Genomic DNA, 25,300 nt, shown 5'->3' with positions numbered 1-25,300 from the left:
AATATTAGTTTTATTTTATGGCACGGTTTGTGCTTTATCAGTTTATAAGTAAACTGTATTGTCAGAGAGTATTATGAAAGTTCAAAACAGCGCATTATTTCAAGAAATGCAATCTATGGCCCTTGAAGCTAGCCGTAGTAACTCAATTACAAATTTACCAACTCAGACACAGCCTACATCAACGGCACAATTTGGTGATCTACTTACCAATGCATTAGATACAGTGAATGGCTTGCAACAAGAAGCCAAGCAAAAAGTGACGGCTCTTGAAATGGGTGATCGCAGTGTATCGCTTGCAGATGTGATGATTGCTTCACAAAAATCATCAGTTGCATTCGAAGCAACGGTACAGGTTCGTAATAAACTTGTTGAAGCATATAAAGAAATCATGAACATGCCTGTGTAACTAGGTAGTGGAGAATTATCGTGGCGCAATCTAATCAATCAACTGATCTAGCCCTAGCAGGCGGCGGTATCGATTCTACCGATACTGATGATCAACAAGAGCAAAAGTCAGGCTACTTAAGTGCCTTAAACGGTGTAGATGTTTTACGCCAGGTTACTTTAGTGATTGCTTTGGCAATTTGTTTGGCTATCGCAATTTTTATTATCATTTGGGCACGTCAGCCAGATATGCGTCCGCTTGGTAAAATGCCAACGGAAGAGCTTATTCAAACGCTAGACTTTTTAGACGCGCAAAAGATTGATTACGAACTCGATGGTAATGTCATCTCTGTAGAAGAAGGTGAGTACCAAAACATTAAGTTATTGATGGCTCGTGAAGGCCTTGAGCAAGCGCCAAGCTCAGGTACTGACATCATCATGCAAGATATGGGATTTGGTGTAAGCCAACGCCTAGAACGTGAACGTTTAAAACATGGTCGTGAGCAACAACTTGCTCGCACTATCGAAGAGCTAAAAAATGTTACTCGCGCCAAAGTACTTTTAGCTATTCCAAAAGAAAACGTATTTGCTCGTCGCGAAAAACAACCTTCAGCTACAGTGGTTTTAACACTTAAACGCGGCCGTACGCTTGATGGTGAAGAAGTTGACTCAGTGGTTGATATTGTTGCCTCAGCGGTACAAGGTTTATCGCCAGAGCGTGTTACTGTTACCGATCAAAATGGTCGCTTACTAAACTCAGGCTCACAAAACTCACTCGCTGCACGCTCTCGTAAAGAGTATGAAATAGAGCGCAAACGTGAAGAAGAGTACTTAAATAAAATCGACAGCATTCTCATTCCAGTGGTTGGTTTAGGTAACTACACTGCACAAGTTGATTTAAATATGGACTTTAGTGCAGTAGAAGAAACTCAAAAACGCTATAACCCAGACTTACCCGCTGTGCGCAGCGAAACGACTTTCGAAGAAAATAACATCGGCGGTCTTGCTGTAGGTATTCCTGGTGCGCTTACAAATCAGCCACCTGCAAACTCAAATATTCCTGAAATTGCTGGTCAAGGCAGTGCAGGCTCAGCGACTAACCCTAGCCGTTCTCACAAAGAAGCAACACGCAACTACGAGTTAGATACCACGATTTCTCATAAGCGTCAGCAAACAGGTGTTATTCGTCGTATTAGCGTATCAGTCGCTGTTGATTACGTACCAGAAGTTGGTGAAAACGGTGAAACGACTATGGTGCCTCGTTCTGTCGAAGCATTGTCAAATATTCGTCGTTTACTACAAGGTGGTGTAGGCTTTGATATGCAACGTGGTGATGCACTTGAAGTGGTCACAGTTCCGTTTGTTCGTGAAAACACAGAAATGGCGATTGAAGTGCCGCTGTGGGAACAAGACTGGTTCATGAAAATGCTTCGCTTAGCGTTAGGTGCCTTGGTTATTATCGTACTTATCTTGGCTGTTGTTAAACCAATGCTGAAACGCTTAATCTACCCAGACGATACACTTGAAGAGTATGATGAAGATGCGTTAAGTGCGGGTGTAGATATTGGTGATAGCACGCTAGATATGCTAAATAAAGACTTTGACTCTGCTGCTGTAGGATTCTCAAGTGATGGTACACTACAGCTGCCAGATTTACATGGCGATGAAGATTTACTCAAAGCAGTTCGTGCATTGGTTGCTAATGAACCAGAACTGTCTTCTCAAGTGGTGAAAGCGTGGTTAACTGAAGATGACTGATCAAGAACAAAAACAACTACCACCGGCGTTTGATGTTGATAAATTAGACGGTGTCGATAAAGCAGCTATTTTATTGCTGAGTTTATCGGAAGAAGATGCTGCGCAAATTCTAAAACATTTAGAGCCTAAGCAAGTACAAAAAGTAGGTATGGCGATGGCGGCGCTGGATGATTTATCACAAGCGAAAATTAGCGCTGTTCACAACTTGTTTATTGAGCAAATTCAAAGCTTCAGCACCATAGGTTTCCAATCTGAAGACTTTATCAAAAAAGCGCTTACAGCGGCACTTGGTGAAGATAAGGCTGCCAGCCTTATTGACCAAATTGTTATGGGCTCTGGCGCCAAAGGCCTTGATTCACTGAAGTGGATGGACTCAAAACAAGTGGCGAATATTATTCGTAATGAGCACCCGCAGATCCAAACTATTGTTTTATCGTATTTAGAACCTGAGCAATCAGCTGAAATCTTGTCGCAATTTCCTGAAAAAGTGCGCTTAGATTTAACCATGCGTATTGCTAACCTTGAAGAAGTTCAACCAGCAGCACTCCAAGAGCTAAACGAAATCATGGAGAAACAGTTCGCAGGTCAAGCAGGTGCGCAAGCTGCGAAAATGGGTGGCTTGAAAGCAGCGGCAGATATCATGAACTACCTAGATACCAATATTGAAGGTCAGTTGATGGATTCGATCCGAGAGCATGACGAAGAAATGTCGCAGCAAATCCAAGATCTCATGTTTGTATTTGAAAACTTAATGGATGTTGAAGACCGAGGCATTCAAGCAATTCTTCGTGAAGTACAACAAGATGTACTTATGAAAGCAATTAAAGGAACAGATGAAGCACTGAAAGAGAAGATTTTAAGTAACATGTCGAAACGTGCTGCTGAGCTATTAGCAGATGACCTTGAGGCGATGGGACCTGTGCGTATCAGTGAAGTTGAAGCCGCACAAAAAGAAATCTTGTCGACAGCACGTCGTTTAGCTGACTCAGGCGAAATAATGCTTGGCGGCGGCGGTGGTGAGGAGTTCCTATAAACCATGTCTAAACCTTCTTTACATAAAGGTCGGCCAATTCACCCTAGTGAAGCAGTGGATGAACTTCTTGAAAACTGGCCAATTCCTGATGTTGCACAAGACACCAGAAAGTTGGCTGGACGTTCAACTGCCTATGGTACGCCTTTAGCTGACATGTACCGCAAGGAGCGTCAAAAACAAGCGGTAGAAGAACAGCCCGAAGAGCCGGAAATTCCTGCTCTGACCATGGCAGAGCTTGAAAAAATTCGCCAAGATGCTTACGAAGAAGGGCTTAAGCAAGGTCATGAGCAAGGCTATATTGATGGCTTTGAAAAAGGGGCCCATGAAGGCAAAGAAGCAGGCTTCAAAGAAGGCGTTGAACTAGGCAAAGAGCAAGGCCAAGAAGAAATAAAGCCAATTTTAGAAGAGCAGTTAACCACACTGAGAAGTTTGCTTGATAGCTTATCTCAACCATTAGCAAAAGTTGATGAAAGTGCAGAGAAGCAGTTGGTGCAGTTAGCGGTCATGCTAACTGAGGTATTAGTTTACCAAGAAATTAAAACCTCACCAGAAGTCATCTTGCATGCATTAAAGCAGGCCATTGACGCATTAGGCGAAGAACAAGCGAAAGTACGTATTCACTTACATCCTGATGACATAGCATTAATTACACAAAGTTATGGCGAACAAACTATTGCAGATAATCACTGGCAGTTAGTTGCAGAGCCAACCTTAGAACGTGGTGGTTGTGAAATCAAAACCCCGCAGTCATCTTTGGATATGACAGTTAAAACCCGCGTCAAAGAAACGTTGGAAAACTTTTTGCATAGCAGTGGTATATAACATTTATTAGGCTCTTTATGAGTACTCACGCAATGACCCTTAGCGATCGCTTAAAACGCTACGAAAAACATATAAAAGCCCCAAAACCAGCTGTTGCTGGTATTTTGACGCGTGTTGTTGGTTTAACACTCGAAGCGAAAGGGCTCAGAGCGCCGGTTGGTAGTCAATGTAAAATTGAGACTATAAATGGCTTTGTTGATGCAGAAGTGGTTGGCTTTAACGACCAAACTTTGTATTTAATGCCCAATGACCATATTTCTGGTGTACTGCCTGGTGCACGAGTGATCCCGCAGATGAATGAAACTGGTTTACCTGTGGGTATGAGTTTGCTTGGGCGTGTCGTTGATGGTCTTGGTCGTCCACTCGATGGTTTAGGGGCGATTAATGCTGAGCACCATCTTAAATTTGCGCAAAATTCCATAAATCCCCTTGCAAGACGTCCAATTAGCCAGCCTATGGATGTAGGTGTACGGGCTATCAACTCTGTTATTACCGTAGGTCAAGGTCAGCGTATGGGGCTATTTGCAGGCTCTGGTGTTGGTAAGTCAGTGCTACTTGGGATGATGACACGTGGTTCTGAGGCTGATGTGATTGTGGTCGGTTTGGTGGGTGAACGTGGCCGCGAGGTAAAAGAATTTATTGAAGAGATTTTAGGTGTTGAAGGTCGTAAACGTTCAGTTGTAGTAGCTGCACCGGCCGATGCTTCACCATTAATGCGTTTAAAAGGTTGCGAAAGTGCAGTAACCATTGCTGAATATTTTCGTGATCAAGGTCTTAACGTATTGTTGTTACTGGACTCTGTTACCCGTTATGCCATGGCACAACGTGAAATCGCTTTGGCTGTAGGTGAGCCGCCTGCAACCAAAGGTTACCCGCCTTCAGTATTTGCTAAACTGCCTGCGCTGGTGGAGCGTGCTGGTAATGGTGGTGAAGGGCAAGGTGCGATTACGGCATTTTTCACCGTGCTCAGTGAGGGCGATGATATGCAAGACCCAATTGCAGACTCTGCCCGTGCTATTTTAGATGGTCACATTGTTTTATCTCGGGATTTAGCCGACAGCGGTCATTACCCGGCTATTGATATCGAAAAATCAATTTCCCGTGTTATGCCGCAAGTGGTCTCTGAAGCGCATATGCAGCAAGCGCGAGTGCTCAAGCAAGTGTATTCAATGTATCAACAGAATAAAGACATGATTACGTTAGGTGCATATCAAAAAGGTACCGACCCTATGCTCGACCAAGCAATCAATATGATGCCGCGAGTCAATCAATTCCTTCAGCAAGGCATGAAAGACGTTATTAGTTATGATGATGGTCTGCAAGGTCTAGCGCAGTTATTAGGACAAGGTTAATGGCTAAAAGTAAACTTGATTTATTGTTAAAGCTTGAGAGTGATAAAGAAGAATCGTTACGTATGGATTACTTAAAAGCGCAGCAGCACTTACAAAGTAATCAACAAAAACTGCAGGGGCTGAATAACTTTCGCATGGAGTATTCTCAGCAGTTACATTTGAAAGGGCGCTCAGGTCTGTCTAGTGCTGGGTTTAGCCAATACCATGCCTTTATTGCCAAAATAGAAGAAGCGATTCGCCAGCAAGCAAGCACTGTGAATACCGCAAAGCAAGTTGTTACGCAGCGCAAAGCCTTGTGGTTAAAACAGCAAGTGAAAGCAAAAGCGGTGGCAAAGTTAATTGAGAAACAAGCTGAAAAGCAAGCGATGCTAGTGGCGAAAGCGGAGCAAAAAATGTTGGACGAATTTGCTTCAAATCAGTTTTATCAACGTCAGCTTAAAAACGCACTTCTCTAAAATCCTAACCTTTTTAGGCATGTTAATTGCATTTACTTAATCAGAAGCATTAATTTTGGCACTTGCGGCGGCAAATTGCCTCTTTCTTTTTAGGTGAATTATGGCGATCAGTGATATCAATTTGCAGGTTAAAACTGAGCAAGGTACTGGTTTTTCTAGCAAAGAGACGGAGTCTTACGATACAGCTTCAGGGTTGCGCTTTTTAACGTCATTAACAGAAGCAAGTGAAGCGGCAAATGCCCAAACAACCTCTCAATCTAAAAATGACAACGAGTATTCTCGTCTTGAAAAAAGTGAACAAGAGTCTGAAGAGCTGACAGTCGATACAGACTATGACCACGAATCAGCCACAGCAGATGAAAGCGATAGCAAAAAGAATGCGAATGAGACTGTAACAAAACAGCAAGATGAGTCACAAACAGACTCAAGCCTAAATGAAGAAAACTCATTACTTTCGCAAATTAATGCAGCCCAAGCGATGAGTACACGGGTTAATAAACTTATTGAAGATAATGAGTTAGGCGATGATGTAACTGCTAAAAAGCCAGTTTCTGGTGATTCTGTTACTCCAATAATTCCATCACCAATGAACTCTATGTCTGATGCTGATAAGTCTGCTGGCAATTCTGATATCAACAATACTGCTGCGAGCGTATTACATAAATCAAAAGTTGCGACAGCTGTCGATAATCAGTTAAAGGCTGGTACTGAAATACCGCAGAAAGATGCAAAAACGTCTGATACTGATAGCCCATTAATCGATAAAAAACTAACTGTTTCTGCAGCTGATACGCCAAATACAGTGCCGCAACAGTCAGAATCAGCTAAAGAGACAAAAGCAAACCTCTCGGAAAAAAATAGCCTTAATAGTCTGTTAAAGGCTACGGGAGAGGCTGATGCTCAAAAACCAACATCAGCACAGCTCGCCGCTCAAAATAACCAAGCTAGTGTCGCAAGCTCAGTGGTTGCAGAAGTCACTAATGCCAAAACTGTTTCCTCTACAGAGCAAAACCCTGATTCACCTAAAGTTAACCAAGGGATAGAAAATTCTGTAACAGATAAATCAATTATCAGTTTGTTTGCTAAGGTGCAAAGCGGTGATGGTAAAGCTGTCAGTGAATTTGCAAAAGGTTTATCACTTACCCACGAGCAGCAACAACAGCTTGAACAACAAATTAATCAGTTAAAGACAGATCACAAGTTAGACTCAAAAGACGCTGAAACTATTAAAAACTTGCTTACAGAATTGATGAACAAAACTACGCCGTTGCAAGTTACGCAAAATCAAGCCTCACAATTAACGGCTGATGAGTCGCAAATACAGCAAGGTGTTAAGTTATCTGAGCAAAAAACAAGTGACTTTAAATTGCCTGTAGGTGTTGAAAAGCAACTGGCTGCATTGACAAAAGATGAGCAACAAGCGCTGTTGAACAAGGTTAATGCACAACTACAAACAGTCACAGCTGGTACTAGCCAATTTGAAAAACTAACAGCAGCTAAGGCTTGGCTTTCAGAGGCTGTTAACACTAACGGGAAAACAAATCTAACTACGCCGGTTACTACAGCCAATGCAAGCGCGGTAGAAAATAGTAATACAACACCTACGCGAGCTGAAAAGTTAGCCCCTGCGGTAGGTAACGTAAATAATTCTGAAGAGTCATCAGCCGAGCGAGATATTAAGCTTAATGCTGAACGTTCGCAGGAGGTTAGTACCCCGCGAATTACTCAGTTATTAAATCAGTTAACGTCGCCTGTGGCGACGTCGATTCAGCCAACAGCACATGATATTGCTCAGCATCATCATGAAAATGCAATAGATGCGCATATTATGCAGACGCAAACAACTCAGCAAGCACAGAGCAAGTCGGTGAGTGTAGATCCTGGGGTTATGCAAGCGATTAATATCATTAAAAGTGATGCCGCGAAAATGCTTCAGGAACGAGTTAGTGCTTTGTTAAATATTAATAATAAAGAAGCTGAAATCCGTCTTGATCCGCCTGAAATGGGCAGTATGCAAATACGTATCCGCAGTGACGCAGAGCAGGCACAAATAAACTTTGTAGTACAAAACCAGCAAGCTAAAGAAGCGCTTGAACAATCTATGCCCCGACTACGCGAAATGCTTGCTCAGCAGGGAATAGAGCTAGGTGAAAGTAGTATTCAGCAGGGTAGCCCTGAGCAGCAGCAGGATGGAGAGCCTGGTCTAGGCCAGTTAGCTGGTAATCAGCACAGTGAAGAGCAGCAACAAGAGGTAACAGCACAAAGTGCAGAAACTTCTCGACAACAATCTTCATCATCAATAGATTACTATGCATAAGTCCTGCTATTATAAGAAATAAAATAGTTACAATGAGTATATTTCCTAACTGTTGTAACGCTTAAGGAAGTGACAATGGCCGAAGAAGCAAATTTAGAAATAGAAGATACAGGTAAAGGTAAAAAGAAGCTCATAATTATCATTGCTGCGGTCGTTGTGATAGTGGCTGCTGCAGCAGGCTACTTTTTATTTATGGGTGGTGAAGAACCAGTAGAAAGTCTTGCCGACGAAACAACGGCAGCAGAAGCCGCGGCACCTTCAAGTTCTGCTGAAATTGGCTCTGCTTTGTATGTTGCTATGCCTCGTCCTTTTGTTTTCAATGTACCGGGCGCTAGTCGTGACCGTATTGTGCAAATTAAAGTGCAGCTTTTAGTACGTGGCGAAGTAAATGAAGAAACGGCTAAAAAGCATATTCCACTCATTGAAAGTACCTTATTAAGCGTACTGTCAACAACGACAGCGGATGAGCTAGGTACCAGTGAAGGTAAAGAGTCTGTTCGTGTTGCAGCACTTGAAAAAGTGCAATCTGCTTTAAGTGATGTGGAAGGCAGCAAAGTGATCGAGCGGGTACTGTTTACCGGCTTTGTGATGCAATAAGGGGTCAGCGTGAGCGATTTATTATCTCAAGACGAAATTGATGCGCTCTTACATGGTGTTGATGAAGTCGATGAGGAAGATATTCACGAAGGTGATGACTTAGACAGTAATACACTGCAATATGATTTTTCTTCACAAGATCGTATCGTACGTGGCCGAATGCCGACGCTGGAAATCGTGAATGAACGTTTTGCGCGTCACATGCGCATTAGCTTATTCAATATGATGCGCCGTACCGCTGAAGTCTCGATTAACGGCGTTCAAATGATCAAATTCGGTGAATATATTCATACCTTATTTGTTCCTACAAGCTTGAATATGGTGCGTTTTCGTCCGTTAAAAGGCACAGGGCTTATCACCATGGAAGCACGCTTGGTGTTTATTTTGGTGGATAACTTCTTTGGGGGTGATGGTCGTTACCATGCCAAAATTGAAGGCCGCGAATTTACCCCAACAGAACGCCGTATCGTGCAAATGCTGCTTAAAATTATCTTCGAAGATTATAAAGAAGCATGGGCGCCGGTAATGGATGTGTCGTTTGAGTATTTAGACTCAGAAGTAAACCCAGCCATGGCCAATATCGTTAGCCCAACAGAAGTGGTTGTTATCAGTTCATTTCACATTGAACTTGATGGTGGTGGTGGTGATTTTCACATCGCCTTGCCTTACTCAATGCTTGAACCTATCCGTGAGTTACTTGATGCCGGTGTGCAATCAGATACAGAAGATACTGATTTACGCTGGAGTAAAGCGCTGCGCGACGAAATTATGGATGTTGAGGTTGACTTATCAACACAGCTTCTCGAAATAGATTTAACGCTACAGCAGATTATGGAGCTTAAAGCGGGTGATATTATTCCGGTTGAAATGCCAGAGCATATCACTGTGTTTGTTGAAGAGTTACCGACATTTAGAGCAAAAATGGGCCGCTCTAGAGATAATGTTGCTCTACAAATTAGCGAAAAAATTAAACGCCCTGAATCAGTTAAGTCTGAGCTTCATGTGTTCACAAAAGGTGGCAAAAAACTGGATTCAGATGCAGAATTAGCAGAACTAGAAGAAGATCTACACCTTTCTGATGGTGTCGATTTAGACTGGTAGTCGATTTATAAGGTTAAATATAATGAGTGATGATCAAGATACAATGGACGAATGGGCTGCGGCCTTAGCCGAAGCTGAGGAAGCCGAAAATGCCACAAGTGATGCTTCTGTGGCAGAGCTTGATGAATTAAAAGATGAAAGGCATGAGCTCTCAAGTGACGAAAAACGAAAGCTTGATACCATCTTAGACATTCCGGTGACTATTTCGATGGAGGTCGGTCGTTCAAAAATCAATATTCGTAACTTATTGCAATTAAACCAAGGTTCTGTGGTTGAACTTGATCGGGTTGCAGGTGAACCGCTTGATGTGTTGGTTAATGGTACGCTAATTGCGCATGGTGAAGTGGTCGTTGTAAACGACAAGTTTGGTATTCGCTTAACGGATGTGATTAGCCAAGTAGAGCGTATTAAAAAGTTACGATGAACGCACTTATCGCTTTATCGAGTGCGTCGAGCACTGTGTTTCCAACGGCATCACCGACGGCAGATCTTCTGTCTATGGTGATGTCTTTGCTTTTGGTGTTGGTTGTTATTATTGGATTAGCCTTTTTTGTAAAAAAGCTTAATCCGAATCTCGCTAACAGTGATGAGTTTAAAGTTGTCCGAAGTTTACCGTTAGGCTCACGTGAGCGATTAATGGTGATTGAAATAGATAACGCTCAACACTTAATTGGTGTGACACCTCACAGTATTAATTACTTACATAAGCTTGAAACACCCTTAAAAGAAAAAGAATTGCCAGAACTAGCAAAACGATTTGGCAAACTATTAAACCCACAATCACCTTCTAATAAAAAGAATTAACGCTATGATCAAGTGGCTCGTTATTTTAGCAAGTGTGTTGTTTTTACCTTCCGTCAATGCAGAAGGTGTCGAAGCGCTCACTATCACCACTAACCCTGATGGCTCGCAAGATTACTCGGTAACGCTGCAAGTGTTAGCGATCATGACTGCGCTGAGCTTCATTCCTGCCGCAGTCATCATGATGACCTCATTTACACGTATCATAGTTGTACTTGCTATATTGCGTCAGGCTATTGGTTTACAACAAACACCATCGAATCAAATATTGCTTGGTATGTCATTGTTCTTAAGTATTTTTATAATGGCTCCTATCTATCAGCAGGTAAACGAACGTGCAATTGAGCCTTATTTAAATGAACAGGTTACTTCTACACAAGCATTGGAGCTTGCAAAAGAGCCAATGAAAGCTTTTATGCTCTCGCAAGTTCGCATAAAAGATTTAGAAACCTTCGCAAAAATTGCCGGCTACGATAAATTAGATTCACCAGAAGATACCCCGCTAATTGTTTTAATTCCTGCGTTTGTTACCAGCGAATTGCAAACGGCCTTTATCATTGGTTTTATGTTTTTCATCCCGTTTTTGATAGTTGATTTAGTTGTCGCCTCGGTATTAATGGCCATGGGTATGATGATGCTCTCACCTATGATTGTATCCTTACCCTTTAAGATTATGCTGTTTGTGCTAGTAGATGGTTGGAGCCTTGTGATGGGCACACTGGCGAAGAGCTTTGGGCTTGGGGTGTAGCCATGCAATTACAAGCACATAATTAGGTAGGAGAGACAAAATGGAACCAGAAATTTTTGTCGATATACTCAGTGACGCGCTGTTTTTAGTCATAAAGTTAGTGTCTGCAATCGTGGTGCCAGGCTTATTAGTTGGTCTTGTAGTGGCAGTTTTCCAAGCGGCAACATCAATCAATGAGCAAACCTTAAGCTTTTTACCGCGTTTGTTAATTACCATAAGTGCACTTATTATCGGGGGCCATTGGTTTACTCAAGAGCTTATGGATTACTTTACGCGTTTAGTGATGTCGATACCGGAGATTGCAGGCTAAATGGAGTTTCCATTTGCAGTCATAATTCAATGGCTCAGTGACTTTCTACTGCCGTTGGTCCGCATAAGCTCAATGATCATGATTATGGCTGGCCTTGGCGCGAAAAACGTTCCCACACGAATTAAACTAGGTTTAGCTATTGTAGTAACGTTTGTTGCTGTACCTATGTTGCCGCAGGCAAGCTTTAATAATCTTTTCTCATTTGAAATGATATTAGTCGTGATACAGCAAATGCTGATTGGTGTTGCGATTGGCTTTGCTTCAGTCTTACTGCTCAATACCTTTGTTCTTGCCGGACAAATACTAGCAATGCAAACCGGTCTTGGTTTTGCGTCGGTCGTTGACCCGTCAAACGGTATGAATGTTCCAGCAGTGGGCCAGTTTTATCTCATTTTGGCTACTTTGCTGTTTTTTGTGTTTAACGGTCATTTGATGATGATTCAAATGGTTATTCATAGCTTTGAGGTATTGCCAATCGATGGTAATTGGTGGGCGGTGGATCATTACTGGGATATCGTTACTTGGGGCGGTTGGATGTTTACCACAGCCTTAGTACTTGCCTTGGCACCACTAACAGCTATGCTGGTTATTAACATGTCGTTTGGTGTAATGACCCGTGCAGCGCCGCAACTTAATATCTTTTCCATAGGTTTCCCGTTTACTCTTGTTGCTGGGCTTGTGATTATTTGGGCAACGCTTGGTAACTTTATGACTCAGTTTGAGTTTCAGTGGTTAAAAATGGTTGAGTTAATGTGCAGCCTTGTTGGTTGTACACCTTAGGAGCGAGCCATGGCTGAAGATTCAGGTCAAGAAAAAACCGAAGAACCCACCGGGAAAAAAATAGAAGATGCCAAGAAAAAAGGCCAAGTAGCGCGCTCAAAAGAGCTCGGCACTATGTTTGTACTTATTTTCTCTGCAATTTCGTTACTAATTTATGGTCCTGAAATCGGCAAAGGTTTGTACAACATTATGGGCCGATTATTGAGCCTGAACCGCAATGAAACCTACGACACCACTAAAATGTTCTCTGTGTGGGGAATTGTTGCTGATGCGTTGATTTTCCCTATGGCGATGTTCGTTTTTATCATTGTCATTGCTGGTTTTATAGGAAATACCTTGCTAGGCGGATTTAATTTTAGCTGGGAAGCCGCAGCACCAAAAGCGAGTAAAATGTCGCCTGCAAAAGGTATTAAACGTATGCTTGGCCCTCAAGCTGGCGTAGAGCTTGTTAAATCCATTTTGAAGTTTGCAGTGGTTGCAGGCTTTGCGGTGTTTTTAATTAATACCTTTTTTGATGAAATACTTCATTTGAGCCAAGAAAGTGCACCCAGTAATTTTATTCATGCGCTTGAGATCCTCTCTTGGATGTTTTTAGGATTGACCTGCACATTGATAATCATCGCAGCGATTGATGCTCCATATCAAAGCCACAAGCATCATAAAGAGCTGAAAATGACCCTACAAGAAGTAAAAGACGAATACAAAAACTCAGAGGGTGACCCACAAATTAAAGCGCGTATTCGCCGTACACAGCGTGAAATGTCGCAAAGGCGCATGATGCAAGATGTCCCTGATGCCGATGTTATTGTTACCAACCCGACTCATTACTCTGTGGCGCTAAAATATGATACAGCCAAAGCGGGTGCGCCTATTGTGCTTGCTAAAGGGGTTGATGAACTTGCTATGCAAATTCGTAAGGTTGGTAAAGGAAACGATGTGCCTATTGTTGAGTCTCCAATGCTTACTCGTGCGCTTTATCACACCACCGATGTGGGCCAGCAAATTCCGGATCAGCTGTTCACTGCAGTTGCTCAGGTTCTCGCTTATGTATTCCAGTTAAAACGCTTCCAAAAAGGGCGTGGTAAACGGCCTGTTCCACTCGACAAAAAGTTACCGATTCCAGATGGTTACAAATATTAATTCCTAGCCATATAACTTGGAATAGTTATTGCAAATTCCGTGTAGTGTCAATTTTTTGAAATTGTTGAATTATGGAATTTAAAGCGGTATTACAACAACTTAACAGAGATAAAAAAGAATATGCTAAGGGTGTAGGTACGCCACTGCTGGTACTTGCAGCCTTGGGTATGGTTATTTTACCCCTGCCTCCATTTCTTTTAGATATTCTTTTTTCGTTTAATATCGCGTTAGCCCTAGTGGTGTTACTTGTTACTGTGTACACCATGAAACCGCTTGAGTTTGGTATGTTCCCAGCGGTACTTCTGATTGCAACCATTATGCGCTTAGCACTGAATGTAGCCAGTACCCGTGTGGTATTGCTTGAAGGTCATAATGGTGGGGACGCTGCGGGTAAAGTAATCGAGGCCTTTGGCTCGGTAGTTATCGGTGGTAACTATGCGGTTGGTTTAGTCGTCTTCCTTATTCTTATCATCATTAACTTTGTGGTTATCACCAAAGGTGCTGGCCGTATTTCTGAAGTGTCAGCTCGTTTCACCCTTGACGCAATGCCAGGTAAACAAATGGCAATTGATGCTGACTTAAACGCTGGTTTTATTAGTGCTGAGCAAGCCCGTGAACGCCGTGAAGAAGTAACTCGCGAAGCCGATTTCTATGGCTCGATGGATGGTGCGAGTAAATTCGTAAAAGGTGATGCGATTGCTGGTATTGTCATCTTGGTCATTAACATTGTTGGTGGTTTATTTGTTGGTATGATCCAGCATGATCTTACTTTTGGTCGTGCAATGGAAGTTTACACTCTTCTAACCATTGGTGATGGTCTTGTTGCGCAATTACCTTCGCTATTATTATCAATCGGCACAGCGATTGTTGTAACCCGTCAAAATGAATCGCACAACATGGGCGATCAGTTTAAAACGCAATTGGGTAATGAAAAATCGTTGTTCATTGCCTCTGGTATCCTAATCATTATGGGCTTAGTACCGGGCATGCCACATATTGCATTTTTAAGCTTAGGTGCATTGTTAGGTTATTTAGCGTATTACACGCAACAACAAAAACTTAAAGCTGCAGCTGAGAAAGCAGAGCAAGAAGCTAATGGCGGTGCAACGGGTACGGGTGTTGCTAACAAACAAGAGCAAAAAGAACTTGGTTGGGATGATGTACAGCAAGTTGATGTGATTGGTTTAGAAGTAGGTTATCGCTTAATTCCACTCGTTGACCAATCTCAAGGTGGTGAACTGTTAAATCGTATCAAAGGTGTGCGTAAGAAGCTGTCTCAGGAGCTTGGCTTCTTGGTGCCTCCTGTGCACATTCGCGATAACTTAGAACTTGACCCTAACGCTTATAGAATCACGATGATGGGTGTTTCAAGCGGCGAGGGCGAGCTTAAGCATGGCGATGAGCTCGCGATCAATCCTGGTCAAGTATTTGGCCCAATCAAAGGCGTGGCTACTAAAGACCCTGCATTTGGTTTAGATGCGGTATGGATCAAACCAGATCAAAAAGATGAAGCGCAATCATTAGGCTACACCGTAGTCGACTCAGCAACTGTTGTTGCGACTCATATTAGTCAGTTACTTACTAACAGTGCAGCGTTACTACTTGGCCATGAAGAAGTGCAAAACTTATTAGATATGTTAGCGAAGAGTCATCCTCGTTTAGTTGAAGGACTGGTTCCTGACGTATTACCACTCACAACAATCGTAAAAGTGCTACAAAATTTACTAAACGAAGGGGTGGCAATTCGCGATATGCGCTCAATTGTACAGACCCTTGTTGAATATGGCCCACGTAGCCAAGACCCTGATGTACTAACGGCTGCAGTGCGAATTTCACTGCGCAGACTAATCGTTCAAGACGCCGTTGGTATGTCTTCAGAAATCCCTGTCATAACCTTGGCGCCTGAGTTGGAACAGATGTTGCATCAGTCACTTCAGAATGCAGGTGACGAAGGTGCCGGAATTGAGCCAGGCCTTGCAGAGCGACTTCAACAATCATTGAACGAAGCGCATCAAAACCAAGAAATGGCCGGTGAACCTTCGATACTGTTAACGTCAGGAATGTTACGTACTGTGTTATCTCGCTTCGTTAAGTACACCATCCCAGGTTTAAGGGTGATGTCTTACCAAGAGGTACCAGACGAAAGACAGATTAAGATTGTCAGCTCAGTAGGCCAACAATAGGATAGTAAAGGGGTTGAACCATGAAAATTAAACGTTTTTTTGCCAAAGATATGCGCACAGCACTCAAGGAAGTGAAAGACGAGTTAGGTGTTGATGCGGTAATTATGTCAAACAAAAAGCTAGCCAACGGCGTTGAAATCGTTGCAGCTGTTGATTATGACAAAGCAGCCCCGAAAGCAGAAGCAAACCCAGCGCCAGTGCAATCAGCACCTGCGCCACAGCATAACTTCGTCAAACCTGAGCCAATGCGTGCCAAGCCTGAGCCGCAAGCAAAAGTTGCCGATAGCTTACAAGCGTTACTAGAGCGTCAAGCCCCACGCCCTCGTTCGCCAGAGCTGGCGTCAATGTTCAGTCAGTCAGGTATTGATACGAGTGAACACTATCAACCTAAAGAGCAAAGTTATGATCAACCTCGTCCTGAATATGCTCCAAAACCACGCTATCAAGAGCAAGCTGCTCCACGTATGCAAACACAAGCGCACAGTTTAGGTTTTGATGATGACTTAGACTCAGGGTTTGATGATCTTGATACACCTACAGAGCGCAAACAAGCAGCGCCGGCAAACCAATCTGAAATTGCGACAATGCGCGAAGAAATGAATGCCATTCGTCAATTACTTGAACATCAAGTATCAGGCTTAATGCAACAAGATATGGCGCGTCGCGATCCGACTCGTGCGTGTATGATTGACCGTTTAGCTGGTATGGGTATTGAGCGTGACGTTGCAGAGCAAATGGCCTGTTTTATTCCTGACGATGTATCACGTCAACAAGCTTGGCAAGCACTTCTGCAAATGGTTGAAAACCAAATGCATACAACGAATAACGAAATCCTGCGTCAAGGTGGTGTATTCGCTTTAGTTGGCCCTACAGGTGTTGGTAAAACAACCACTGTTGCAAAACTCGCAGCACTTGGTGCACAAAAATATGGTGCCGATAAAGTGGCGCTTATCACGACTGATACTTACCGTATTGGTGCCTACGAGCAACTTGCAACTTATGGCCGTATTATTGGTTGTGGTGTGAAGCAAGTAAAAGATGCCAATGAATTGGCTGAAGTGCTATACCATTTACGAAATAAGCGTCTAGTATTAATAGACACTGCAGGTATGAGCCAACGTGATTTACGCTTAACTGAGCAACTTAATACCTTAATGCGTAATCAGCGAGTTGATATTCGTAGTTATTTAGTGTTGAGTGCTACAGCACAAATTAATGTGCTACAAGAAACCGTAAGACACTTTAAAAAGGTTCAGCTAAGTGGCTGTATCTTCACTAAATTGGATGAATCGTTGAGTTTAGGTGAGATTATTAGCATAGCGATTCAAAATCGCCTGCCAATAGGGTATCTTACTAATGGTCAGCGTGTTCCAGAAGATATTCGCGTAGCGAATGCTGAAAAACTAGTGAAAAAAGCTGAACAATTGTATTTAAAACGAGCAAAAGCACAACATTCACGACGTCAAGCAGTAGCGTCGAACACAGTAGGGATGTATGATTAACACAGTATTAGATCAAGCAAGCGGCCTGCGCAAAATGAATCAAAATAATAATAGTGGCGTTAAAGTTATCGCTGTTACTGGCGGCAAAGGTGGTGTGGGAAAAACGAATGTATCACTCAACACTGCAATTGCATTAGGTCAGCAAGGAAACCGCGTATTAGTATTGGATGCCGATTTAGGGTTGGCAAACTGCGACGTGATGCTTGGTTTACGTGTTGAACGTAATTTATCTCATGTTTTATCTGGCGAATGTGAGCTTGATGAAATTCTTGTAGAAGGCCCTGCTGGTATTAAAATTGTGCCAGCAACGTCTGGCTCGCAAAGCATGGTGGAGTTAACTCCTTCTGAGCATGCTGGCCTTATTCGCGCTTTTAGCGAATTAAACACCGAGTTTGATATTTTAATTGTCGATACCGCCGCAGGTATTTCGGACATGGTATTAAGCTTTTCACGTGCAGCACAAGATGTCGTTGTGGTTGTATGTGATGAACCTACCTCAATTACAGATGCCTACGCGCTTATTAAAGTGTTAAGCCGAGAGCATGGTGTATATAAATTTAAAATTGTTGCCAACATGGTGCGTAGCATGCGTGAAGGGCAAGAATTATTTGCTAAACTTTCAAAAGTAACGGATCGTTTTTTAGATGTTTCTATGGAATTAGTCGCAACGATTCCCTATGACGAAAATATGCGTAAATCTACGCGACGTCAAAAGGTTATCGTTGAGTTATTTCCAAACTCACCAGCAGCGGTGGCGTTTAAAACATTAGCAACGAAAGCAGTTAAGTGGCCGATCCCTAACCAACCGTCTGGTCACTTAGAATTTTTTATTGAGAAACTAGTAAACGGCTAACTATGACAACATCGGTGAATAAAGCGATGGGATATCAATCAGCACAGAATTTAAATGCGATTGTTGAAAAGCACGCCTCTTTAGTCAAAAAAGTGGCGTGTCATTTGATTGCTCGTTTACCTGCTAGTGTTCAGCTCGATGATTTAATTCAGTCAGGCATGATCGGCCTTATTGAGGCGTCAAAAAACTTCGACGCTAGTAAAGGTGCAAGTTTTGAAACCTTTGCAGGTATCAGAATTCGCGGTGCAATGCTTGATGAAATCCGTCGAGGCGATTGGGCACCACGCTCTGTGCATCGAAATGCACGTCTAGTCGCAGAAACAATTGCTGAATTAGAAAGTACCTTAAACCGCGAGCCCAAAGACACAGAAGTTGCTGAAAAACTTGATATTACACTAGATGAGTACCATCATATTCTACATGACGTTAATTCTAGTAAAGTATTAGGTATCGAGGATTTAGGTGTAGATGAAGACGTAATAACACCAATGGGTCATGATTTAGCACTAGACAAACCGTTTAATAACGTTAAAAATGAGCGGTTTAACCAGTCTCTATTAACGGCTATCCAATCGTTACCAGAAAGAGATGCCCTTGTTTTGTCTTTGTATTACAACGATGAAATGAACTTGAAAGAAATAGGACACATACTCGATGTTAGCGAGTCGCGTGTGAGTCAAATACATGGTCAGGCGATGATTAAGCTCAAAGCAAAAATCAATGACTGGATTAATTAGTAGTAAGTAAATATAGGTTCAAACCTCACCGGAGGATGTTTTGGATAAAAACATGAAGATTCTTGTTGTTGACGATTTTTCTACAATGAGACGTATCATTAAAAATCTATTAAGGGATTTAGGTTTTACCAATGTGCAGGAAGCTGATGATGGTTCAACAGCATTACCAATGCTACAAAATCAAGAATTTGATTTTGTTGTAACAGATTGGAATATGCCTGGCATGCAAGGTATTGATTTGTTACGTGCTATACGTGCCGATGATAGCCTTAAACACATTCCTGTTTTAATGGTAACAGCTGAAGCGAAAAAAGAACAAATTGTTGCTGCTGCTCAAGCAGGTGTTAATGGCTACATTGTTAAACCATTTACTGCTGCGACACTTAAAACCAAATTGGAAAAAGTGTTTGAACGTTTAGGTTAATCTAAGGGGAGAGGCTTATGTCAGCACCTGCTGCGCCTCATATAAGTTTAGAGCAAGCTCGTCAACTTGTTGAGTATCTTGAAAAAGGTGAACAAGAGAAGGCAGATAAGCTAATTCTTGAAGCCGCATCAAAAGAACAATCAGAGTTGTTTGCCGAAGTCGGTAAATTGACGCGTCAACTGCATGAAGCGTTAAAGAACTTTGATCTTGATACTCGTCTCGCCGATTTAACTACCGATGCGATACCCGACGCTAAACAGCGATTAAACTATGTCATGGAAATGACAGAAAATGCAGCAAATAAAACCATGGATGCTGTTGAGGCAAGTTTACCTATTGCACAACAACTTGCTGATGAAATTGCAACAATCAAGCCCACGTGGGATCGATTGATGAACCGAGAAATTGAGCTTGGTGAGTTTAAAACCTTATGCCATAGCTTAGATAAGTTCATGAACAACTCTCATACTAAAACTGATGAATTACAAGGCTTGATGACCAATGTGCTTATGGCACAAGACTACCAAGATTTAACTGGTCAGGTAATTCGCCGTGTTATTGAACTAGTACGAGAAGTTGAAGACAGTTTAATTAATCTCTTAACTGTATTCGGCAGTCAAGAAGATGGTCAGCAAAAACAAGAAAAACAGGCCACAGAACAAGCACCTGCAACAAGCGATACGCTAGCAGGTCCTGAAGGGCCAATTATTGATGCAGAGTCACGTGATGATGTTGTCTCAGGACAAGATGAAGTTGATGACCTATTATCAAGTTTGGGCTTCTAAGAGGAGAGTAACTGCATGAGCTTTGAAGTCGATGAAGATATTTTACAGGATTTCCTTGTTGAAGCAGGGGAAATTCTAGAGCTTTTGTCAGAACAATTGGTTCAGCTTGAGAACAACCCAGAAGACAAAGACTTACTTAACGCAATTTTTAGAGGTTTCCACACTGTAAAAGGTGGGGCAGGTTTCTTGAGTATGACAGAGCTTGTTGACGCTTGTCATGGTGCAGAAAATGTCTTCGATTTACTTCGCCAAGGTGTGCGTAGTGTAACACCTGAATTAATGGATGTTATTCTTCAAGCTCTTGATACCATCAACGAAATGTTCTCAACTATTCAAAATCGTGAGCAACCAGAGCCTGCCGATCCTGCTCTACTTGATGTACTTCATAAGTTAAGTCAGCCACCAACAGCAGAAGAGCTTGCAGGAGAAGACACAAGTGTTATTGAAGACACAACCCCTGCACCTGAAGAGCCAGTAGTAGAAGAACCTGTTGTTGATACTGCTGATGTAACAGCCGACATAAACACTGATAATATTGATGAAAGCGACCCGTTTGCTTTTGATATGCTATTTGATGGTGGTGGTTTAGCCCAAGAGAGTGCTTCACAGAATATTGATGAAATCACTGAAGACGAATTTGAAAGTTTACTTGATGAGTTACATGGTAAAGGTCAAGGACCTGCAGCTGCAACTCTCGATTCAAGCAGCAATGATAGTGATGACATTACCGACGATGAGTTTGATAGCTTATTAGACGAACTTCATGGTGTGGGCAGTTTTGGTGAAGTTAAACAACCCGATACCCCTCAACCTGAAGCTCCAAAACCTGCTGCTCCTAGCACCACCACTGTAAGTAGTGATGGTGATGACGAGATCAGTGATGATGAATTTGAAGCATTACTTGACGAATTACATGGCAAAGGGAGTGCACCAAAGTCACTTGAAAGCACCCCAACAGCCGCACCGAACGTAGAGCCAGAGAAACCAACGCAAGCAGAGAAACCTGTTGCTAAAGCTGCGCCACAACAAGCTGCACCGAGTAAACCAGCAGCACCAAGTAAAGCGACTCCTGCACCAGCTAAAGCGCCTGAGTCTGCTGCTGCACCGAAAAAAGCGCCGCCACCTCAGGCCGAAACCACTGTACGTGTTGATACAAAACGCCTAGATGAAATTATGAACATGGTGGGCGAGCTTGTATTAGTGCGCAATCGATTAGTGAGCCTTGCTAATAACACAAACAGTGAGTCAATGGGCAAAGCTATTTCAAACCTTGATGTGGTTACAGCAGACTTGCAAGGTGCGGTAATGAAAACCCGCATGCAACCAATTAAAAAGGTATTTGGTCGCTTCCCTCGCGTAGTACGAGACTTAGCACGTAGCTTGAAAAAAGATATTAATCTGCAGCTGGTTGGTGAAGAAACAGATTTAGATAAAAACCTTGTAGAAGCGTTAGCAGATCCATTGGTGCACTTAGTGCGTAACTCTGTTGACCATGGTATTGAAATGCCAGAAGTGCGTGAAGCTGCGGGTAAACCTCGCACAGGTACTGTTACTTTATCGGCATCTCAAGAAGGTGACCATATCTTACTGACCATTCGTGATGATGGTGCAGGTATGGATGCTGAAAAGCTGAAGAAAATAGCGATTAGCAAAGGGGTTATTGACCACGATCAAGCAAGTCGTTTATCTGACACCGAGGCTTATAATCTAATTTTTGCACCGGGTTTCTCAACGAAAGAAGAGATCTCTGACATTTCAGGCCGTGGTGTCGGCATGGATGTAGTAAAAACGAAGATCACCCAGCTTAATGGCTCGGTTAATATCCAGTCAGAATTGGGAGTAGGTACTGCGCTTGAAATCAAGGTGCCATTAACACTGGCTATCTTACCGACCCTTATGGTTGTGGTAGGTGAGCAAACTTTCGCATTACCACTTGCAGGTGTTAGCGAAATTTTCCATCTTGATTTAACTAAAACTAACGTTGTTGATGGTCAGCTAACAATTATTGTGCGTAAAAAAGCGATTCCGCTTTTCTATTTACAACACTGGTTAGTGAAAGGAGCCAACCGCCAAGAGCGAAAAGCAGAAGGTCACGTGGTGATTGTGCAAATTGGTACCAAGCAAGTAGGGTTTGTTGTTGACTCATTGATTGGTCAAGAAGAGGTCGTAATTAAACCTCTTGATGCATTACTTCAAGGTACACCTGGTATGGCTGGTGCAACAATCACTTCAGATGGTGGCATTGCGTTAATTTTAGATGTACCGAGTATGCTCAAGCACTACGTTGGCTAATAAGAAATAGTAATTTGCAGCCAATAGGCTGCATTAAATACGATAAATAACAAGAGAGTGCCAATGGCAGTCAAAGTATTAGTTGTTGATGATTCAAGCTTTTTTCGCCGTAGAGTGAGCGAAATATTAGAGCAAGACAGCAATATTCAGGTAATAGGGTTTGCAGTAAATGGGCGCGAAGCGGTTGATAAGGCCCGAGAACTAAAGCCTGATGTTATTACCATGGATGTGGAAATGCCTGTACTTGATGGCATAAGTGCCGTTAAAGAAATTATGGCAGCCACACCCACGCCTATTTTAATGTTTTCATCGCTTACTCGTGATGGTGCAACAGCCACTCTTGATGCATTAGATGCCGGTGCGCTTGATTTCTTACCAAAGAAATTTGAAGACATTGCACGTAATAATGAAGATGCAATTGCATTATTACAAAATAAAGTAAAAGAGATTGGCCGTCGTAGAATCTCTCGATTTACCCGCCCAGCACCTGTTGTAAGACCGTCAACTTCTACCAGTTCACGCAGCAGCGGTATTGTACAGCCAGATCGCAGTTTTAGTCGTTCAACACCGACTGCGGGCTCTTCATCGCCATCTGCAGCAAGTAACATTCGGGCTTCTGGTAAACAATATCAGTTGGTCGCAATTGGTACGTCAACGGGTGGCCCTGTGGCATTGCAAACTATTTTGACGCAATTACCTGCTAATTTTCCGCATCCTATTTTACTTATCCAACATATGCCTGCGGCGTTTACTCCGGCATTTGCAGCACGGCTAAACGGCTTGTGTAAAATTAACGTAAAAGAAGCACAGCAAGGCGATAAACTGGTTGCTGGCACAGCTTATTTAGCTCCGGGCGGTCAGCAAATGCTGGTAGAAGGACGTGGCAGCTCACGTACGCTACGCGTGTTTGAAGACGATAGTCCTCGTATTACTTATAAACCAAGTGTAGATGTTACTTTTGCCAGTGCAGCCAAAGCGTACGGGGCAGATGTATTAGCTGTCGTGTTAACGGGAATGGGGGCTGATGGCCGAGATGGTGCCCGCATGCTCAAGCAAGCAGGTGCGACAATTTGGGCTCAAGACGAAAAAACGAGTGTCGTATATGGTATGCCTCAAGCTGTTGCTAATGCAGGCCTTGCCAGTGAAAGTCTTGCATTAAATGATGTTGCGGCTCGTTTAACGCGAGAGACTGGCTGTGGATAAGCTTTCCTTTCTTGGTTTAATCGTTGCTGTCAGCGCAATTGCCTTTGGTTATGCGCTAGAAGGAGGGGTGGTAACGGCCTTATTCAACGGGCCTGCGCTAGTTATCGTACTTGGCGGTACCTTAGGTGCGGTGATGCTGCAAACCCCAGGCAGTGTTTTTGCAAAAACACTTAAAATTAGTCATTGGGTTTTTTTTCCTCCATATCATGATATCGACGCCGCCATTGAACAAGTAAAACGCTGGTCACATAAAGCGAGGCAAGAGGGCTATTTATCATTAGAGTCTGAAGCACTTGCTCATTCAGACCCCTACGCGGCAAAAGGGTTGAACTTATTAGTCGACGGTATTGATGAGAATAGACTTAGAGATACGCTAGAAATCGACTTAATGCTTGAACGTGAGCGCTTGCTTGAAGTTAGCAGAGTGTATGAAGCGATGGGGGGTTACAGCCCGACAATCGGTATTTTAGGTGCCGTATTAGGCCTAATACAAGCAATGCAATTTATTACTGATCCTGAAAAATTAGGTGCGGGTGTAGCAACCGCCTTTATCGCTACCATTTATGGTGTTGGCTTAGCAAACCTGTTGTTTTTACCTATGGCGAACAAGCTGAAGCAGCAAATTGAACAAAAAATGCTTTATCATGAGTTACTTGCTGAAGGTATTATTGCAATCTCTCAAGGCGAAAGCCCACTAAACATTGAACTTAAACTTGAGGCGTACCGTGTTGATCGCCCAAGTTTAGTTGACGAGTAATATCATGTTGCGCCGTCGCTTGCGTCAAAACACTCAAAAAAGTCAGCATACTGAACGTTGGTTGGTTTCATACGCAGATTATATGACTATTATGTTTGCGTTTTTTGTGGTGATGTACGCGATCGCAATTAGTAAAAATGAAGATTTCCAAATCCTCTCAGATTCTCTTGAACAAGTTTTTGAAAAATCAGCCCGTCAGCAGCAGCAAGTTGGAACAGGTGTCAACGGCACGGGTATTTTGACTGACCGAGTCAGTCCCGAAAATGATATTTTATACGGAGAAAGCATCCGTAAAGATGAACAAGGCCCAGAGCTACTTGATGGGCAAAGTGAGACCAGTAATATTGATAAGAAGCACCTAGGTAAACCACTCGATAGCCTTCTTACCAAGTTACAGTCTGCACTGATAGATGAAATTCGCGATGGTGAGGCAAGTCTTGAGTTACATCAAGATTGGCTAATTATAGAATTGAGTTCGGGTATGTTGTTCTCTTCTGGAAGTGCGGTGGCTCAGCAACGAGCCAAGCAAGTTGTAAGCTTAGTCAAAGATATAATTGCCCCTGTAGATAACTATATTCGTGTACGTGGTTATACCGATAACGAAGGTATTCGCAATGAAATGTTTCGTTCTAACTGGGAATTGTCGGTTGCACGTGCCACTTCTGTGTTAGTTGAACTTGAAAACTTAGGTATCAACCCTGCACGTATGGCGATTGAAGGCTACGGACAATATTCACCGTTTGCGAGTAACGATACAGAACAAGGCCGAGCTGAAAACCGTAAAGTGGTGGTTGCGCTTTCTAAATATGGTTTACCACCAGAACCGACAACCCCTAGTGATGAAGACACAGAAAAGCCGCAGCAACAAGCTCCTGAAATTGAGTTGCCAAGCAATGATAACACCATTAAAGTGATTCAATTACCTCATGGTGGCATTCGAATAACCACGCGCAATGAACAATAATA

The 25,300-nt window shown here is 42.7% G+C and carries 25 protein-coding genes; all 25 read left to right on the top strand.

Annotation, left to right across the window (positions count from 1 at the left end):
* Positions 1-73: 73 nt before the first annotated feature.
* The 25 genes from fliE to L1264_RS00370 all read left to right on the top strand — a co-directional run bounded on the left by fliE (position 74) and on the right by L1264_RS00370 (position 25,298).
* On the top strand, positions 74-406 hold the full coding sequence (gene fliE / locus L1264_RS00490) for a flagellar hook-basal body complex protein FliE (protein ID WP_135923858.1): 333 nt from the start codon (positions 74-76) through the stop codon (positions 404-406).
* 20 nt (positions 407-426) lie between these two features.
* The gene (gene fliF, locus L1264_RS00485; protein WP_135923859.1) at positions 427-2,142 is read left to right on the top strand and encodes a flagellar basal-body MS-ring/collar protein FliF; all 1,716 of its coding nucleotides are present in this window, start codon (positions 427-429) and stop codon (positions 2,140-2,142) included.
* Positions 2,135-3,175 (top strand): flagellar motor switch protein FliG, encoded by a 1,041-nt coding sequence (gene fliG, locus L1264_RS00480; protein ID WP_036970138.1) that lies wholly within the window; start codon positions 2,135-2,137, stop codon positions 3,173-3,175. The genes fliF and fliG overlap by 8 nt, the downstream gene beginning before the upstream one ends.
* Before the next feature lie 3 nt (positions 3,176-3,178).
* Positions 3,179-3,997 (top strand): flagellar assembly protein FliH, encoded by an 819-nt coding sequence (gene fliH / locus L1264_RS00475; RefSeq protein WP_135923860.1) that lies wholly within the window; start codon positions 3,179-3,181, stop codon positions 3,995-3,997.
* Positions 3,998-4,029: 32 nt separating this feature from the next.
* Complete coding sequence (fliI, locus tag L1264_RS00470; RefSeq protein WP_421966304.1) at positions 4,030-5,349, top strand: flagellar protein export ATPase FliI; 1,320 nt, start codon at positions 4,030-4,032, stop codon at positions 5,347-5,349.
* On the top strand, positions 5,349-5,804 hold the full coding sequence (gene fliJ, locus L1264_RS00465) for a flagellar export protein FliJ (protein ID WP_063706592.1): 456 nt from the start codon (positions 5,349-5,351) through the stop codon (positions 5,802-5,804). The genes fliI and fliJ overlap by 1 nt, the downstream gene beginning before the upstream one ends.
* Positions 5,805-5,904: 100 nt before the next feature.
* Positions 5,905-8,121: a flagellar hook-length control protein FliK gene (locus L1264_RS00460; RefSeq protein ID WP_199527891.1), complete on the top strand. Its 2,217-nt coding sequence runs from the start codon at positions 5,905-5,907 to the stop codon at positions 8,119-8,121.
* 75 nt (positions 8,122-8,196) lie between these two features.
* On the top strand, positions 8,197-8,718 hold the full coding sequence (fliL, locus tag L1264_RS00455) for a flagellar basal body-associated protein FliL (protein ID WP_138557429.1): 522 nt from the start codon (positions 8,197-8,199) through the stop codon (positions 8,716-8,718).
* Positions 8,719-8,727: 9 nt separating this feature from the next.
* Positions 8,728-9,819 (top strand): flagellar motor switch protein FliM, encoded by a 1,092-nt coding sequence (gene fliM, locus L1264_RS00450; protein ID WP_135923864.1) that lies wholly within the window; start codon positions 8,728-8,730, stop codon positions 9,817-9,819.
* 22 nt (positions 9,820-9,841) lie between these two features.
* The gene (fliN, locus tag L1264_RS00445) at positions 9,842-10,243 is read left to right on the top strand and encodes a flagellar motor switch protein FliN (RefSeq protein ID WP_135923865.1); all 402 of its coding nucleotides are present in this window, start codon (positions 9,842-9,844) and stop codon (positions 10,241-10,243) included.
* Complete coding sequence (gene fliO, locus L1264_RS00440; protein ID WP_135923866.1) at positions 10,240-10,623, top strand: flagellar biosynthetic protein FliO; 384 nt, start codon at positions 10,240-10,242, stop codon at positions 10,621-10,623. The genes fliN and fliO overlap by 4 nt, the downstream gene beginning before the upstream one ends.
* A 4-nt stretch (positions 10,624-10,627) precedes the next feature.
* Positions 10,628-11,368, top strand: a complete 741-nt coding sequence (gene fliP, locus L1264_RS00435; RefSeq protein WP_135923867.1) for a flagellar type III secretion system pore protein FliP — start codon at positions 10,628-10,630, stop codon at positions 11,366-11,368.
* A gap of 40 nt (positions 11,369-11,408) precedes the next feature.
* Entirely contained in the window at positions 11,409-11,678 is a 270-nt protein-coding gene (fliQ, locus tag L1264_RS00430; RefSeq protein ID WP_054553264.1) for a flagellar biosynthesis protein FliQ, read from the top strand.
* Entirely contained in the window at positions 11,679-12,458 is a 780-nt protein-coding gene (gene fliR / locus L1264_RS00425) for a flagellar biosynthetic protein FliR (protein WP_135923868.1), read from the top strand. It abuts the gene before it with no gap.
* Positions 12,459-12,467: 9 nt separating this feature from the next.
* Positions 12,468-13,598 carry a flagellar biosynthesis protein FlhB gene (gene flhB / locus L1264_RS00420; protein ID WP_135923869.1) on the top strand — a complete coding sequence of 377 codons (1,131 nt, stop codon included), beginning with the start codon at positions 12,468-12,470 and terminating at the stop codon, positions 13,596-13,598.
* Positions 13,599-13,669: 71 nt separating this feature from the next.
* On the top strand, positions 13,670-15,781 hold the full coding sequence (flhA, locus tag L1264_RS00415; RefSeq protein ID WP_135923870.1) for a flagellar biosynthesis protein FlhA: 2,112 nt from the start codon (positions 13,670-13,672) through the stop codon (positions 15,779-15,781).
* Between the two features lie 20 nt (positions 15,782-15,801).
* Entirely contained in the window at positions 15,802-17,283 is a 1,482-nt protein-coding gene (gene flhF / locus L1264_RS00410; RefSeq protein ID WP_135923871.1) for a flagellar biosynthesis protein FlhF, read from the top strand.
* A complete protein-coding gene (locus tag L1264_RS00405; RefSeq protein ID WP_135923872.1) occupies positions 17,276-18,136 on the top strand; it encodes a MinD/ParA family ATP-binding protein in 861 nt (286 codons plus the stop codon). Before flhF ends, L1264_RS00405 begins: the two co-directional genes overlap by 8 nt.
* A gap of 26 nt (positions 18,137-18,162) precedes the next feature.
* Positions 18,163-18,873 carry an RNA polymerase sigma factor FliA gene (locus L1264_RS00400; protein ID WP_135926251.1) on the top strand — a complete coding sequence of 237 codons (711 nt, stop codon included), beginning with the start codon at positions 18,163-18,165 and terminating at the stop codon, positions 18,871-18,873.
* A 40-nt stretch (positions 18,874-18,913) separates the two neighbouring features.
* Positions 18,914-19,297 carry a chemotaxis response regulator CheY gene (gene cheY, locus L1264_RS00395; protein ID WP_016708035.1) on the top strand — a complete coding sequence of 128 codons (384 nt, stop codon included), beginning with the start codon at positions 18,914-18,916 and terminating at the stop codon, positions 19,295-19,297.
* A 17-nt stretch (positions 19,298-19,314) separates the two neighbouring features.
* Complete coding sequence (locus tag L1264_RS00390) at positions 19,315-20,082, top strand: protein phosphatase CheZ (RefSeq protein ID WP_135923873.1); 768 nt, start codon at positions 19,315-19,317, stop codon at positions 20,080-20,082.
* Positions 20,083-20,097: 15 nt separating this feature from the next.
* Positions 20,098-22,374 carry a chemotaxis protein CheA gene (locus L1264_RS00385; RefSeq protein WP_199527890.1) on the top strand — a complete coding sequence of 759 codons (2,277 nt, stop codon included), beginning with the start codon at positions 20,098-20,100 and terminating at the stop codon, positions 22,372-22,374.
* A 63-nt stretch (positions 22,375-22,437) separates the two neighbouring features.
* A complete protein-coding gene (locus L1264_RS00380; protein WP_199527889.1) occupies positions 22,438-23,577 on the top strand; it encodes a protein-glutamate methylesterase/protein-glutamine glutaminase in 1,140 nt (379 codons plus the stop codon).
* Positions 23,570-24,334, top strand: coding sequence for a flagellar motor protein (locus L1264_RS00375; RefSeq protein WP_135923876.1), 765 nt, complete (start codon positions 23,570-23,572; stop codon positions 24,332-24,334). Before L1264_RS00380 ends, L1264_RS00375 begins: the two co-directional genes overlap by 8 nt.
* Before the next feature lie 4 nt (positions 24,335-24,338).
* On the top strand, positions 24,339-25,298 hold the full coding sequence (locus tag L1264_RS00370; protein ID WP_135923877.1) for a flagellar motor protein MotB: 960 nt from the start codon (positions 24,339-24,341) through the stop codon (positions 25,296-25,298).
* The last annotated feature ends 2 nt before the right edge of the window (positions 25,299-25,300 follow it).

Source organism: Pseudoalteromonas sp. APAL1, assembly GCF_021532475.1.
In the GTDB taxonomy this organism is placed as follows: Bacteria; Pseudomonadota; Gammaproteobacteria; order Enterobacterales; family Alteromonadaceae; genus Pseudoalteromonas; species Pseudoalteromonas lipolytica_C.
Note: the sequence above shows the minus strand (reverse complement) of the source record. Positions and strands in the feature narration are given on the sequence as shown.